Source organism: Hydrocarboniphaga effusa AP103 (assembly GCF_000271305.1).
Classification (GTDB): Bacteria; Pseudomonadota; Gammaproteobacteria; order Nevskiales; family Nevskiaceae; genus Hydrocarboniphaga; species Hydrocarboniphaga effusa.
In genome coordinates this window covers 1,004,183-1,018,520 of the sequence record NZ_AKGD01000002.1, presented here as the reverse complement: position 1 = coordinate 1,018,520, position 14,338 = coordinate 1,004,183, and the positions used below count along the sequence as shown (strand labels likewise).

The following is a 14,338-nucleotide window of genomic DNA, read 5'->3' as shown; positions in this document are numbered from 1 at the left end:
CCAACCCAGGCGCCCACTATCGTTCGCTGCCTTAGCCGTTCGTAACGGCCTACCCTCAATCCGCCAAGGACTTCCCATGAGCGAATACACCGCCCCACTGCGCGATCTGCAGTTCGTCGTCGAGGAGCTCGCCGGGCTCGATGCCGTGAACAAGCTGCCCGGCTACGAGGAGGCGACGCCCGACCTGGTTCAAGCCGTCTTCGAAGAGGCCGCCAAGTTCGCTGGCGGCGTACTGTCCCCGCTCAACCGCGCCGGCGACACCAACGGCGCCAGGTGGAAGGACACCGAAGTCACCACCACGCCGGGTTGGAAGAACGCCTACGGCCAGTTCGTGGAAGGCGGCTGGAACGCGCTCGCCTGCCCGGGCGAGATCGGCGGCCAGAACCTGCCGCGCCTGGTTTCGGCGATGGTCGAGGAGATGTGGAACGGCGCGAACATGGCCTTCGCCCTATGCCCGATGCTGACGCGAGGCGCGATCGAGGCGATCGAGCTGCGCGGCTCGGAGCATCTCAAGGAAACCTATCTGCCGAAGATGGTCAGCGGCGAATGGACCGGCACGATGAACCTGACCGAGCCGCAGGCCGGCTCGGACCTCGCCGCGGTGCGTACGCGCGCGGTTCCGCAGGGCGACGGCAGCTACAAGATCGACGGCCAGAAGATCTTCATCACCTACGGTGAGCACGATCTGACCGACAACATCATCCACCTCGTGCTCGCGCGCACGCCGACCGCGCCGGAAGGCGTGAAGGGCATCAGCCTCTTCGTGGTCCCCAAGTTCATGGTCAACGCGGACGGCAGCCTTGGCGAGCGCAACGATGTCCGCTGCGTCTCGATCGAGCACAAGATGGGCATCCATGGCAGCCCGACCGCGGTGCTCGCCTTCGGCCAGGCCGGCGGCGCCGTCGGCTATCTGGTCGGTGAAGAGAATCGCGGCCTGGAATACATGTTCATCATGATGAACGCGGCCCGCTATTCGGTCGGTATCGAAGGCATCGGCATCTCCGAGCGCGCCTACCAGCGCGCCCTGGCCTATGCGCGCGATCGCGTCCAGGGCGCCGAGGCCGGGGTCAAGGGCGGCGGCAAGGCGGCCATCATTCGCCACCCGGACGTGCGCCGCATGCTCATGCTCATGAAGGCGCAGACCGAGGCCATGCGCGCGCTCGCGGCCGTGGTCGCCGCGGCAATGGACACCGCGCAACTGGCTCCCGATGCGGCCGAAAAGGCCAAGGCGCAGGCTTTCGTCGACCTCATGATTCCGATCGTGAAGGGCTGGAGCACCGAGAATTCGATCGACATCGCCTCGCTCGGCGTGCAGATCCACGGCGGCATGGGCTTCATCGAGGAGACCGGCGCTGCCCAGCACCTGCGCGATGCACGCATCACCGCAATCTACGAAGGCACCACCGGCATCCAGGCCGCCGACCTCGTCGGCCGCAAGATGGCGCGTGACAATGGCCATGCCGCCAAGACCGTGATCGCGAGCATGCGCGAGACGGCCGAGTCGCTGAAGGGCGAGGAATTCGCCGCCCTGCGCGAGACGCTGTCAGCCGGTATCGATGCCTTCGATCGCAGCGTGCAGTACGTCGTGGCGAACTACGGCCCGGACGTGCGCAGCGTGCTCGCGAGCTCGGTGCCCTTACTGAAGCTGTTCGGCATCGTCGCCGGCGGCTGGCAGCTCGCGCGCTCGGCTTCGATTGCGGCCGGCCATATCGCGGCGGGCAAGGGCTCGGATTTCTACAAGACCAAGCTCATCACCGCCCGCTTCTACGCCGACCACGTACTGTCGCAAGCCCCGGGCCTGGCGCATGCGGTCGTCAACGGAGCTGGGGGGACGCTCGAAATCTCGGACCAGGCGTTCTGATCGTCGGCGGTCGCGCTGATCCGGCTGCGTGCGGTCGGCCGGATCAGCCTCTCCGGAACGCAGCACAAGAAAATGGCCGCTCTCGCGGCCATTTTCCTTATGTCGAAGGCTTAAGTCCCAGTCCTAGCGGACGAGCGTCCAAAGACGGGCGAGATCCTTCGAGCCATCGGTCCCGCCGACGCCTGCGAAAGTCTTGTTCGCCTCGGACTTCTTGCCGGCCAGCACCTGCGCCACGCCGAGATGCAGCTTGGCCTGTTCCGGAGCCTTCAGACCGCCCTTGGCGATGCCCTGCTGGATCAGCTGCAGGCCCTTGTCGTTCTGGCCGTAGGTCACGAGGTTGAAGCCGGTGGCGACGAGCGCGTCGCCGGTGGCCTGCGCGGCAGCGGCCTTTTCGCCTTCGGCCAGCGTGGCCTGATCTTCGGTGAGCTTCTTCGCAACCAGATCCTTTAGGCGCTGATGACGCGGCGCATCGGCACCTTCACCGAGCAGCTTCTTGGAATAGCCTTCGTCGACGAAGCCCTTGGCTTCAGCCGGATAGCCGGCCTGCAGCGCGAGCTGCGCGGCTTCCATGTAGTCGCCGGTCTTTTCCATCGTGCCGGTGGCCTTGCGCAGGCGATACGTGTCGAGCGTCAGCGCCGGCGAGAAGCCAGCCTTGTTGCCCGTACGCACGATCAGGTCGAGCCAGTATTCGGGCTTCGGCGTGAAGGTGACGATCTTCTCGAGCGCCGCCGCGTACGCGTTCATGTCGTTCTGCTTGAGCGCGCACGAGGCCAGCAGCTGCAGCTGCGTATCGGTGGGCTTCTTGCCGGCCGCCTCGAGCGCATTGATCTGGCTCGTCAGTTCGGCACCGGCTTCCTTGTACTTGCCGGCGAGATACAGGCTCTGCGCGTACAGGCCGAGGGTGTCGGGGCTGGTGCCGCCAGCCGCCTTGTACTTCTGGATCGCTTCGGCCGTCTTGGCGTAATCCTTGGCGGTATAGGCGATCTTCACGTAGGCATCGAGGCGCTGAACCTTTTCGCCTTCCGGCAGTTCCGGCGAAGCCAGGATCTGATCGTAAGCGGCCAACGCGGACTTGTAGTCGCCCTGCCCCAACGCGGCCGAAGACTTCAGCTGTTCAATGACAAAGCTTTCGTACGAAGTGAGCTTTCCCTTGCCGGCTGCTTCGGCGGCTGAAATTTTGGCAGAGGCTTCCTTGTAGTTCTTGGACTGAAGTGCCTTCTGTGCCTCCTGCAGCGGAGCGCCCACTTCGGCGCTGATGGTCTGCTTGCCGGCCGCGAATGCCACGCCACTCACTGCGGCTTGAGCCGCCATGAGCAGAACGAGGGCCGAAAGACGGTTTCGCTTAAAAGTCTGAGTCATGGTCTATACCTACATGAACTGTTCGTTGCCGACGATGCCGATCTTGGTCACGCCGTTGCGCTGTGCGCTGGCTAAGACACCCGCAACGTACTTGTATTCCACGAGCTTGTTTGGACGAATGTGAAACTCGCTCTGGTTGGCGACGTCGGCATGACCTTCGCGACGGAAGTTCGCTTCGAGCGTGCCGCGGTCCATCGGCGAGCCGTTCCACAGAATCGTGCCGTCGAAGTCGATCTCCAGGTCCACCGCGGGCGGTGGCGGCGCGTCGCTCGGCGGGCTGTTCGCCTGTGGCATGTCGAGTTTCACCGCGTGCGTCTGGATCGGGATCGTGATGATCAGCATCACCAGCAGCACCAGCATCACGTCGATCAGCGGCGTGGTATTGACGTCGACAACGACTTCCGGATCACCGGAGCCACCGCCGCTTCCTACGTTCATGCCCATTGGGATTGCTCCGTTCGATTTGATTGGTCCTCTCTCCCGCTTGCGGGAGAGAGTCCCTTGCGTGAGCAAGGGGAGAGAGGGTTCGCCTGAAAAGTGAGCGCACTTTCCGATCAGCCCCTCTCCCGGTGCTTCGCACCACCCTCTCCCGCACGCGGGAGAGGGGACAATCTTGTTGCTTAGCCTCTCGGCGGCGGTTCGAGAATGAACCCGACTTTCGCGATACCCGCACGCTGGCACGTCACCATCACTTGCCCAACAGCCTGGTAACGACTCGTCTGATCACCGCGAATGTGCACTTCCGGCTGCGGGACCTTCACCGCTTCCACCTTCAGCTTCTCGAACAGGGCGTTGGTATCCGGAATGCGCGTGACGTTCCAGTACATGTTCCCGTCCTTGTCGATCGCGATCACGATGTTCTCGGGCTTGGTCTGCAGCGCCTGGTTGCGCTCGTTCGGCAGCTTCACCGGTACCGTCTGCGTCACCACCGGAATCGTGATCAAAAAGATGATCAGCAGCACCAGCATCACGTCGACCAGCGGCGTGGTGTTGATCGCGGAGACGACGGCGTCTTCGCCTTCGTCGTCTCCGCCTACTTGCATGGCCATGGCGTTCTCCTGCTTCTGGCTGGGAGTTTTCTAGGCCTTACTTCTTTTCGCCGACGCGCGTGCCCGACAGCAGCACCGAGTGCAGGTCCGCGCTGAAGCTGCGCACCGTCTCCATTCCCGCCTTGTTGCGACGGACCAGCCAGTTGTAGCCCATGACCGCCGGCACGGCGACCGCCAGACCGATGGCGGTCATGATCAGTGCTTCACCGACCGGACCCGCGACCTTGTCGATCGAGGCCTGGCCCGAGATACCGATGGCGGTCAGTGCGTGGTAGATGCCCCAGACCGTGCCGAACAGACCCACGAACGGTGCGGTGGAACCCACGGTGGCGAGAACCGCCAGGCCACCCTGCAGCCGGCTCTGGATCTCGTCGACGGCGCGGTTGATGCTCATCGTGATCCAGCTCGACAGGTCGATCTGCTCGACCAGCGTGCCTTCGTGATGGTTGCTCGCCGCGATGCCGCGGTCGGCGATGTACCAGAACGGCGTGCCGGCCTTGAGCGACTTGGCGCCTTCCTCGACCGAGCGGCTCGACCAGAACGTGGCGTTGGCCGCCTTGGCCTGGCTGCTCAGCTTCTGCTGGTCGATGAACTTGACGATCATGATGTACCAGGTGGCACCCGACATGATCAGCATCAGCACCAGTACGCCCTTGGCGACGAAGTCGCCCTGCGCCCACAGTGCGCCGATGCCGTAGGGGTTTTCGACGGCGATCGTCTCGTGGTCACCTGCGGGAGCAGCCGGGGCGGCCTCTGCGGGGGCGGCCTCTGCGGGAGCCGCTTCAACGGGAGCGGCGGTTTCAGCCGGGGCGGCCGGAGCCGGATCCTGGGCCAGAATGGTGGGCGACAAGGCCATCAGACCGGCGACGGTCAGGGCCTGCAGCAGGTGCTTCGTGAAAGACATCTGTTGGCTCCTCAAAAAAATCGTGATCAGTTCTGCTTGCGGAATGTGTACTTGAGTTGAGCCCAGGCCGCGGTCGGTTGACCGTCCGTCGTACCGGGTTCGAACTTGCAGCGTGACAACGCTTGTTGCGCGGCTTTGTCCAGACGCTCGAAGCCGCTGCTCTTTTCGATCTTGCTTTCAGTGACCCTGCCATCGACACCGACGAGCAGCTGCAGCAGCACCGTGCCGGTCTCGCCGAGACGCTCGGAAACGGCCGGATACTCGGGTTCGCGGCAGGCCTTGGCCTTGACGACCGGAGCCTTGCTGACGCCCGCGGGACGCGGTGCCGGCTGCGGAGCCGGGGTCGGCGGCGGCGGGGTTTGCGTCGTCGTGATCGTATTGGTCGGTGGCGGCGCCGTCTGGATCGTGATTTCCGGCGGCGGGATGAACGGCGGCGGCGGAACGTCCAGCTTCGGGGGCGGAGGCGGAGGCGGCGGCTCTTCCTCGACCGGAGCGTCCTCGAGAATCTTGGTTTCAATCGGTGCAGGCAGCAGCTCTACGGCCTTGCGTGCCAAACCGCTCACGAGGCCCCAAACCAGCAGTACGTGGAACAGCACCACACCGACAAGCCCGACAACGCGCCGAGTAGGATCTCGACGTTGACCGAATTCCATCCAGCTCCTCCAAGTGACTATTGCAGTCTCAATATGAAGCCACTTTTAAAAGCGCTTCATTTATTACCGGCTGATTGGCATAAGACTGCCATCTACCTTGATTGTTGAACTTTTGAACCGACAGGTCTAGCCAAGATTGAGCATCTTCGGCAATACCCGTCACCGATGATAGCCAGTCCACTATACGGTTTCAAACCGGCGTGCACTGATTTTGCTTCGGCCCAACAAAAAAAGCCGCTATACGAAACGATAGCGGCTTTCTAAGTTTTTCATCGATGGTGCCGGAAAGAGGAATCGAACCTCCGACCTACTGATTACGAATCAGTCGCTCTACCGACTGAGCTATCCCGGCAGGGGCGCGGATTATAGGGCGGTGATCCGCGGGCGACAACGTTCCGTCACCCAGTGACGTTATTTCAGTATTCCCGGCATGTCTAATTACGGTGCAAGAACGGGCGATGGGCGCAGAAGGGCTTGGGAGGAGAGCGCCGGCTCGAATGCAGCGATAGCGGCCTCGACGATCACCGAACCCGCAGCGCCGCTCAGATCGATCCATGACAGCGTCATCGTGATCCAGAGCAGGTCGGCACGTCGCCCGGGGATGCAGGCTTCTTCCGTGGCGGCCGTTTCTGCATCACAGAGGTAGAACGGGCGGATCGTCCATTCTCGCGTGAATTTCAGCCCGTCGATTTCCAGCCCTCCGGCAGGCAACTGCAGATTGCCCAGCTCGGTTTCCGCACCACCGTCGGAGGAACCGATCTCGTCGAAACCGAAGATTCCGGCAGGCCCCGCCTCAAGTTGCGCGAAACTTCGTAAATCTTCGAGTTTCTCTCGCGCCAGCTGCACTGCCACGGCCCGCGCCCGCCCGATCTCGATCTCACGCAAGGCCAGCGCCGTGAGTCGGCCGAGCGCGAGCATGCCGATTCCGAGCACGAGCAGCGCCAGCAGCACTTCGACGAGGCCGAGTCCGCGCTGTCGTTCGATCGAGACCATCACCAGTCGCGCCAACTGCCGGGAACCGGCGCCAGGGCGATCAGGCCTCCACGCCCTTGTGCGAGCTTGCGCAGCAGGGGCACGTCATGGATCAGCGCTCCGGCACCCGAAACGGTCATGCCCCCGGCCGAAACGAGCGCGCCAACGAAGATTGCGCTCTCGGACAAGTCGATCTGCGCGGCGATCCCCGGCGCGGGCAGCATGATCACGAGGCCATGCAGACGACTGCCCGCTCCCAAGCTCAAATCTCCGCCCCCGACGATCAGGACCAGCGGCGCGTCGGATGCACCGGCCAGCCGGTTCGCGGGTATCGAACAAGGACCATCGATCCAGAACAGTCCGTTAGAAGCCTCGGTCAACGCAGCGCAGCCGGCGATTGCGACCGCTTCGCCATACAACAGCGCCGCCCTGGATCGCGACAGGCCGAAAAACTGCAGCAGCGGATCGGAAATGTACGAGGTGACATCGGGGTTGTGTCCCACATTGCCGTCGCGATCGAAGACATCAGCGCCTTCCGCGGCCGCCTTGCTGAGCAAGCGCGTAGGTTCGTCGGGACAGCGGCAGGCGCCGCAATCGGCGGTCGGCTCCTGCGCGCCCGCCAGGTACTCACTGCGCAGACAGCTTCGGGAAGCACCGATGAAGCGTGCATCGGCCGAAGCCCAGGCCGACCTCGGCTTGCCGAGCGCATCGTCGACGACGACGCTCACATCGTCGCTCACCGTCAGCGCGCCTGCCGCGATCAGCGGAGCCGCCGCGACGGCGGATACGCGGGGATTCAATCGAATGGAAACGCGCTGCCGGGCCTGCCCCATTCCATCCCGTGTCGATCCCTGCGATAAGACGGTGACGGTTTCGAATGCGGCAGCGTCGCCGTCGACGACCCGTACCAGGTAGTGAACGCGGCACGATCCCGACGAGACCGGTCTCAGACCTGGAACATCGGCGTAGGCGAGCCAGCGGTGGTCGTACAGGTTGCGAGTACCATCACCGCAAGGCGGATCGATGTTCGATGCCGAACACGGTCTCCAGTGCGCCGGAACCGGACCCGCTCCGCCCTGCCCCGTGATGTCCCAGGCATTGCGGCGCAGGTAGGCGATCCCTTGATCGAGCGCGGAGTCGGCGAGCATCGCGGCCAGCTGCGATCTCTCCTCGCTCGCCAGACTGCGCTGCTCCCCGAGCAGGGCGACGACGAATCCGAGCGTGACCAGACTGATCAGGCCGAGCATGACGATCACGCTCGCGAGCGCGGCCGCTCCACGTTGAAACATCGCAGGCTTACCAGGCCTGAGCATCGTTGCGAATCCGCGCACGCGCTTGCGGCTGTCGATCGGCCCGCGCATCGCGCTTGAGGCTGGCTTCCATCTGCAGCGTCGCCACGTTGCGGCGCAAGTCGGTTCCCGCTCCCGTCTGCAGCACGGAGAAAGGAAGCTGCAGTCTCAACGCGGAAACCGCCACGGTTCGCTCGTCGCTGATGTTCTCCCAATCGCCGGACTGGCAGTTACGTGCATTGTTGACGCCGCGAACCGCATGCGCACCCGCATCGAGGCGATAGCCGAACCACTCCTGATCGCTGCGCCGGCCGTCGCCGTCCTCGTCGTAGCCGAACACCAGGCAATCACCCGTTTGGGCGATCGTCGAGAACGGATTGTCGATGGTCCAGCTGCCGGCCGCGACCAGTGGCAGGGCCAGCGAACCCGCGACCATGAGCCGGCTGGCATCGACCACCGTTTCGATGCGCAGTTTTTTCACGACAGGCTGGCCCTGCGGATCGAGCTGACTGATCACCAGGCCGCGTCCCGGCAGCAGGTCGGCGGATAGTGGCGCACCAAATGCAGAACACGGTGAACCGCCACCCGAGACGATCGCGCGAACCGTGAGGCTGCCTGCTCCGGCATCGAGTATCTGCAGATCACAGCGAGCCGATACATGCGCGACCGCGTCCATCGCCTGCCAGTATCCGGCCCGCAGAAAATCGCGCTGCATGCTGTTCACGAGGTGACGTACGTCCTGATTCAGGCGAACCAGATCCAGTGCATCGCGGCTCGTCGCCAAAGTGGTCATGAGCAGCGCCAGGGCGCTGCCGGTGACGATCAGGCCGAGGCTCAGCGAAAGCATGAGCTCGATCAGCGTCCAGCCACCTTGCCTCAGCATGTGGGCATCCCTGCCAGGTATTGCGCCCCCCTTGGCGAGCAGAGGCGCAAACGCCCGGAGCGGCTCGCGACGAGGCGCAGGCTTTGTCCCCGTGCACTGAAACTCGCGTTGCCGGCCAGTGTTTCCGGCCGCACCGGGCTCAATCGCAAGGAGCCTCCGAACGGCAAGCCGTCGAGACGAACCTGCGGATAGCGCTTGCTGTCGACCACGCGAGACAAACGGCGAGCCGGCGAGCGCGTGGCGTCGAGGTCGAGATAGCAATAGCGGGCCGAGCTCTCGTCCTGCCGAGTGCAGTCGCATCCGCTTTGCAGGCTCATGCCCCAACACCAGCTCGCTCCGTCCTCGCTGCGCGAGAAGCTCAGGTAAACCGGCTGTCCGCGCTGCAATGCCTGGGTTCTGGCTTCGCCCAGATCGTTGCGCAGATGGTCGGCCGCGGAGCGCAGCCGTGCTCTCGCCGTCATGGCGGCATACGACGGAATGGCGATCGACAACACGATCGCGATCACCGCCACGACGACCATCGCCTCGATCAGCGAATAACCGACGACGCGGTCGCAGGGTTCAGGGAACGATCTCATGGCGCATCCGTTTGCGATGCGCATCAATCTAAACGTCGCCGTCGCATTCAAATGCGCGCGAGTTCACCGATTCGCGGCGCATCCGCACGCAGAATCCGTTCAAACACGGAGCCACGGATGCACACGAACCGAATTCCCTCCCTTTCGCCGGGCTACACCCTGGTCGAGCTCGCGATGACCCTGCTCGTGATCGGCTTGCTCGCGTCGATGGCCGCCAGCAGCTATCGCGACGGTTTGATCAAGACACGACGCAGCGAGGCGCAGGCCAGCCTGACGCAACTGCAATTGCAGCAGGAGCGCTGGCGCGCAGTGAATCCCAGCTATGCCGACGCCAGCGAGCTGGGCCTGGCCCAGCAGTCGAGAGACGGTCGTTACGAGTGGTCGGTTCCCGTCGCCAACGCCACAAGCTACGTGTTGCGCGCGACGGCGACGTCGATCGGGGCGCAGAACCAGGACCATCAGGGGCCGATCGACTGCAAGGTGCTAGAAGTCGACCAGAGCGGCCAGCACCATCCGAACGAGTGCTGGCGCTGAGGCTCCGCCGCTCAGGCCCGCCGCCGGGCACGCTCCGCACGGTACGGCGCGGCGTCGATGCGCGTCGGACGGCCGAGCATCAGATCGGCGAGCAGCTCGGCCGACGCCGGGCCCATGATGAGTCCGTTTCGATAGTGTCCGGTATTCAGGAATAGCCCCGGCAGATCGGGGTGCTCGCCGATGTAGGGCAGCTCGTCGCGGGTTCCCGGACGCAAGCCAGCCCAGTGATGCTCGACCTTGCCGGCCACCTCGCGGCCGAGGACTTCGACCGCGAAGCCCAGCAGTTCCTCACGTGCCTGTGCGCTGACGGCCGTGTCGAAACCACCGTGCTCCACCGTACTGCCGACGAGGATGCGCCCGTCACGGCGCGGAATCAGGTAACGCCCGTCACGAAACACGATGCTCGCGAGTCGCCCGGGCTCACAGGCCAGCAGCAGCATCTGGCCGCGCACGGGCGCCACCGGCAGCGACGCTTCGAGCTGCGCACTCCAGGCCCCGGCCGCGAGCACCACCGCATCGGCACGGCGTTCGCCGTCAGCGGTCCGCACGCCGACGACCCGACCGGCCTTCATGTACCAGCCGGTCACCGCGCAATGCTCGAGCAACTCGACTCCGAGCTGCAGCAAATGCGAACGCAAGGCGCGACAGAGCCGGGGATTGCGCACATGACCGATCCACGGCAGCGCCACGCCGGACTGCTCCGGGCCGCCGATATAGAGCGGTCCGCGCCAGGGCCGCGCTTCGAGCCGCTCGCGCTCGCACCAGGCGAACGCCTGCGCGCGTGGCTGCGGGTCGAGCGAAATGGCGCCGCTCGCGCTGAGCTCGGGATCGACGCCCGTCCGCCCGGCCAGCTCGATGCCCAGCGCCTGGTAGAGGTCCAGGCTGCGACGGCTCAGCCGCCAGATCGGCTCCGGGTAGTTCCAGGGCAGGATCGGGCTCAGAATGCCGCCGCCAGCCCAGGAAGATTCGCGCCCCGCCCGCCCTTTCTCGACCAGGCTGACGCGCAGGCCGCGGCGATGCAGCTCGAGCGCGGTAAGCATGCCGAGCGCACCGGCGCCGACGATGATGACGTGTTGCGGAGGAGACAGTGCCAAGACTCGACTCGGAGTGCGGAACGAAATGCGCAAGTCAATTCGATCGAAGGAGCGGCCCGGGGCCGTTGCATGCGCCCCGGGCCACAAAACGCGGCGAATTGTCCGCAGTTTCCCTTGAGCCTGCAAAGCAACACCGCCCGTCAGGGCTCTACGGTCGGCCTTTGGGCCGTTGGTATAACGGTGACATGCCGTTCATCCCTCGACACTCCGGATTCACGCTGCTCGAGCTGCTGGTCACCGTGAGCATCGCCGCCATCCTGATGGCGATTGCGGTTCCGCAGTTCCAGACGCAAGGGCTCGGCGCATCACGGGCTCAGGGTGGACGCCTGCTGATGGCCGCGCTGAACCAGGCGCGCAGCGAAGCGATCGCGCGCAACACCACGATCAGCGTCTGCCGGCGCAACTACTTCACCACCGGCTCCACACCGAGCTGCGCGATCGCCAGCGGCAGGTGGTCGCAGGGCTGGATCATCTATCGCGACACCAATGGCAGCGTCGACGCGAGCGAACCCGCGAGCGCCGACGACATCATCGGCGTGTTCGATCCGGTGGGCCGGGTGACTGCCGATGGCAGCGGCGATGCCTTCACCATCAAGCTCAGCGCCACCGCCGACACGCCGGTCGTGCAGTTCGGCAGCAACGGGCGCACCGCGCAGTCCTTGAACTTCACGCTCTGCGACAAAAGCGGGCGCCTGAAGGACAGCCGGCGCGTCGAGATCGCGCTGAGCGGTTACGTGAGCCTGCGTGCGATCGGTACCGCAGACACCACCGGCGCATGCGCCTGATCCCGCCCGCCAGACCGCGAGGCGCCGCCGGCTTCACGCTGGTGGAAGTGCTGATCACGATCTTCGTCACTGCGGTGGGCTTGCTCACCGTGGCCGGCCTGCAGGCGGCCTCGAAGAAAGTGGGCTACGAAACCACGCAGCGGACGGCGGCCGCGGCGCTGGCCCAGGACATGATCGAGCGCATCCGCGCGGTATCCTCCAATGCCCTGGTCTCCGATGCGAACAAAGCCTTGTATCTCGATGGCGTGCTGACGAACGACGCGACCGCCATCACCTCCTCAACCGACTGCTCGAGCTCGGTCTGCACACTGAGCCAGCTGGCCGGCTGGGATCTCAAACAATGGGGTCAGAAGCTGCTCGGCAGCGAGGAGAAAATCGGCAGCGACGCGGTCGGCGGTCTGGTTTCGCCGACCGGCTGCGTGAAGAGGATCGGCAGCAAATATCGCGTGGTTGTGGCCTGGCGCAGCTTCAACAACACGCAGACGCAGTTGCTGTCGAGCGAGGATGGCTACGACAGCTGCGGCACCGGCCTGGGCCGCTACACCGATCCGGCCAGCGGCACGGCCGATGCGATCCGCCAGTACATCGTCATCGAGTTCGTATGAAACGCTCGCTCCACTCGCAACGCGGCCTGACGCTCGTCGAGCTCATGATCAGCCTCACGCTGGGTCTCGTGCTGCTGGTCGGCGTCGGCACGCTGTTCGTCTACACCAATCGCAGCAACCGCCAGAATGAAATGCTCGCGAGCATGCAGGACCAGGCGCGCTTCGCGCTGTCGACGCTGTCGCGCGAGCTGAGCATGGCCGGCTACTGGGGCGGCATGGGCCGCGTCGAGGAAGTGCAACCCGATTTCGACGCCGCCGCGTTCAGCGACACCTCGGCCTCGACCGCACTGACCGCCGCACTCGACTGCGGAGCCGCCGCCACCGATCGCTGGGCGCTGAGGCTCAAGGTCAGGGACAGCACCGGCGTGCGCAGCAACCGCGTCGAGTTTCGCAATCACAAGGAAACCGCAGGCATCGCTTCGAAATGGCGTTGCGTCGGCGGTTATCGCAGCGGTACCGACGCGGTCGCGATCCGCCGCGCGGTCGGCCAAGTCTCGCTCACCCAAGCGTCTTCCGCCTCGCAGATCACCGGCACTCCCTACGGCTTCTACCTGATGACCAATGGCGTCGCCGGCGCGCTCGTGCGCTGGCCCTCGGCCGCGACCGCCGCGGACAACGCCAGCGACGCGGCATTCACTACCGGCATCAATCCACCGATATCCGCACCGCGCAGCTACTCGCGCTTTCTGCCGCGCATCTACTACGTGCGTAACTACGCGCGCACGGATGGTGACGGAATTCCTTCGCTGTGCCGCAAGGAACTTTGCAGCAGCGGCTACTCGGGCAGCGGCGAAACCGCGAGCTGCAGCGGCAGCAGCAGCGCGCTCGGCTTCTACACCGAGTGCCTAGCCGAAGGCATCGAAGACCTGCAGATCACCTGGGGGCTCGATACCAACAACGACGGCGCGCCGGACAGCTTCACCGATACGCCGAGCGATCGAAGCATCGCCGTCAACGCCGTCACCGCGCAGATCGCCCTACGCGTACGCTCGTCGACGTCCGACGGCTCGTACACCGACGACAAGACCTACAAGCTCGGCGACGCGGACAGCTACGCGCCCGCGTCGGACAGTGACACCACGGCCAAGCGCTACTATCGGCGCGTCTATTCCACCACGGTCTATCTGCGCAACCCGGGGGCCGAGACATCGCCATGAACCATCACGCGCACGCCCGACCGCCATCCCGCAACGAACACGGCGCGGCCCTCGCCACCGCGGTGTTCTTCCTCGTCATCATCACCCTGCTCGGACTGGCGGCGATGCGCGCGGGCAACATCGACCTGCGACTCGCGCAGAACGAGGTCGGGCGCGTCGATGCGCTGCAGAACGGACAGACCGCGCTCGATGGCATGTGGGCCTATCGCAAGACCCAGGTCGATCGCCTGCCGGTATTGCCGGGCTCCAACTACGTGCAGGGCTGCGCGATCGGGGACAAGCTGAGTTCTAGCGATCTGTCGGCCCAGCAGGGTTTCAGCTGCCCGTCCGACAAGGTCGACGTGAACCTGTTGCCCGCGACGATCCACAAGGGTTATTCGTACGCCGCGCTGCGCCGCGAGTCGGTCGGCAGCGGAGACTACGCTCCGGTGAACGCGCTGCGCCGCGGCGACAGCGGCGATCGCTTCCAGCTTGCATCGTTCACGCTGATCGCCGGCTACGACCGGGTCTCGACCAACGATGGCTCTGCCCCGCAGGGCGGTGCCGAAGTAGCGCAGGGGATTTACGTGCGCGTGGCGCAGATCAAGGGTCTGACACAGCAATGATGAGGACATC

Annotated in this window: 16 protein-coding genes and 1 tRNA gene; 6 read left to right on the top strand and 11 right to left on the bottom strand. The window is 64.8% G+C overall.

Features of this window, described 5'->3' with window-relative positions:
• Positions 1-76: 76 nt before the first annotated feature.
• Entirely contained in the window at positions 77-1,861 is a 1,785-nt protein-coding gene (locus WQQ_RS15905) for an acyl-CoA dehydrogenase (RefSeq protein ID WP_007186249.1), read from the top strand.
• A 123-nt stretch (positions 1,862-1,984) separates the two neighbouring features.
• Here WQQ_RS15905 and WQQ_RS15900 read toward each other — a convergent pair whose 3' ends face one another.
• From WQQ_RS15900 to WQQ_RS23170, 10 genes are all read right to left on the bottom strand, one after another.
• A complete protein-coding gene (locus WQQ_RS15900) occupies positions 1,985-3,220 on the bottom strand; it encodes a hypothetical protein (RefSeq protein WP_157534715.1) in 1,236 nt (411 codons plus the stop codon).
• A 9-nt stretch (positions 3,221-3,229) separates the two neighbouring features.
• Positions 3,230-3,664 (bottom strand): ExbD/TolR family protein, encoded by a 435-nt coding sequence (locus tag WQQ_RS15895; protein WP_007186247.1) that lies wholly within the window; start codon positions 3,662-3,664, stop codon positions 3,230-3,232.
• A 176-nt stretch (positions 3,665-3,840) separates the two neighbouring features.
• Complete coding sequence (locus tag WQQ_RS15890; RefSeq protein WP_007186246.1) at positions 3,841-4,269, bottom strand: ExbD/TolR family protein; 429 nt, start codon at positions 4,267-4,269, stop codon at positions 3,841-3,843.
• 37 nt (positions 4,270-4,306) lie between these two features.
• Entirely contained in the window at positions 4,307-5,173 is an 867-nt protein-coding gene (locus WQQ_RS15885) for a MotA/TolQ/ExbB proton channel family protein (protein ID WP_007186245.1), read from the bottom strand.
• Positions 5,174-5,199: 26 nt separating this feature from the next.
• Entirely contained in the window at positions 5,200-5,826 is a 627-nt protein-coding gene (locus WQQ_RS15880; RefSeq protein ID WP_007186244.1) for an energy transducer TonB, read from the bottom strand.
• A 276-nt stretch (positions 5,827-6,102) separates the two neighbouring features.
• A tRNA-Thr gene (locus WQQ_RS15875) sits at positions 6,103-6,178 on the bottom strand.
• 86 nt (positions 6,179-6,264) lie between these two features.
• Positions 6,265-6,819 (bottom strand): prepilin-type N-terminal cleavage/methylation domain-containing protein, encoded by a 555-nt coding sequence (locus WQQ_RS15870; protein WP_007186243.1) that lies wholly within the window; start codon positions 6,817-6,819, stop codon positions 6,265-6,267.
• The gene (locus tag WQQ_RS15865; RefSeq protein ID WP_157534713.1) at positions 6,819-8,045 is read right to left on the bottom strand and encodes a hypothetical protein; all 1,227 of its coding nucleotides are present in this window, start codon (positions 8,043-8,045) and stop codon (positions 6,819-6,821) included. Before WQQ_RS15865 ends, WQQ_RS15870 begins: the two co-directional genes overlap by 1 nt.
• Before the next feature lie 49 nt (positions 8,046-8,094).
• Positions 8,095-8,970, bottom strand: coding sequence for a hypothetical protein (locus WQQ_RS23175; RefSeq protein ID WP_007186241.1), 876 nt, complete (start codon positions 8,968-8,970; stop codon positions 8,095-8,097).
• Positions 8,964-9,548, bottom strand: coding sequence for a GspH/FimT family pseudopilin (locus tag WQQ_RS23170; RefSeq protein WP_007186240.1), 585 nt, complete (start codon positions 9,546-9,548; stop codon positions 8,964-8,966). Before WQQ_RS23170 ends, WQQ_RS23175 begins: the two co-directional genes overlap by 7 nt.
• Before the next feature lie 117 nt (positions 9,549-9,665).
• Between WQQ_RS23170 and WQQ_RS24665 the strand changes: the two genes are divergently transcribed.
• Complete coding sequence (locus WQQ_RS24665; RefSeq protein WP_007186239.1) at positions 9,666-10,082, top strand: type IV pilin protein; 417 nt, start codon at positions 9,666-9,668, stop codon at positions 10,080-10,082.
• A gap of 11 nt (positions 10,083-10,093) precedes the next feature.
• On the opposite strand, the gene thiO is transcribed toward WQQ_RS24665, so the two are convergent.
• Positions 10,094-11,176 (bottom strand): glycine oxidase ThiO, encoded by a 1,083-nt coding sequence (gene thiO, locus WQQ_RS15845; protein WP_007186238.1) that lies wholly within the window; start codon positions 11,174-11,176, stop codon positions 10,094-10,096.
• 185 nt (positions 11,177-11,361) lie between these two features.
• Between thiO and WQQ_RS23165 the strand changes: the two genes are divergently transcribed.
• From WQQ_RS23165 to WQQ_RS15825, 4 genes are read left to right on the top strand one after another with little or no spacing between them, the layout of a single operon-like run.
• Entirely contained in the window at positions 11,362-11,961 is a 600-nt protein-coding gene (locus WQQ_RS23165; RefSeq protein ID WP_007186237.1) for a GspH/FimT family pseudopilin, read from the top strand.
• Positions 11,952-12,566, top strand: a complete 615-nt coding sequence (pilV, locus tag WQQ_RS15835) for a type IV pilus modification protein PilV (protein WP_007186236.1) — start codon at positions 11,952-11,954, stop codon at positions 12,564-12,566. Before WQQ_RS23165 ends, pilV begins: the two co-directional genes overlap by 10 nt.
• Positions 12,563-13,723 carry a PilW family protein gene (locus tag WQQ_RS15830; RefSeq protein ID WP_007186235.1) on the top strand — a complete coding sequence of 387 codons (1,161 nt, stop codon included), beginning with the start codon at positions 12,563-12,565 and terminating at the stop codon, positions 13,721-13,723. The genes pilV and WQQ_RS15830 overlap by 4 nt, the downstream gene beginning before the upstream one ends.
• Positions 13,720-14,328 (top strand): pilus assembly PilX family protein, encoded by a 609-nt coding sequence (locus tag WQQ_RS15825; protein ID WP_007186234.1) that lies wholly within the window; start codon positions 13,720-13,722, stop codon positions 14,326-14,328. The genes WQQ_RS15830 and WQQ_RS15825 overlap by 4 nt, the downstream gene beginning before the upstream one ends.
• The last annotated feature ends 10 nt before the right edge of the window (positions 14,329-14,338 follow it).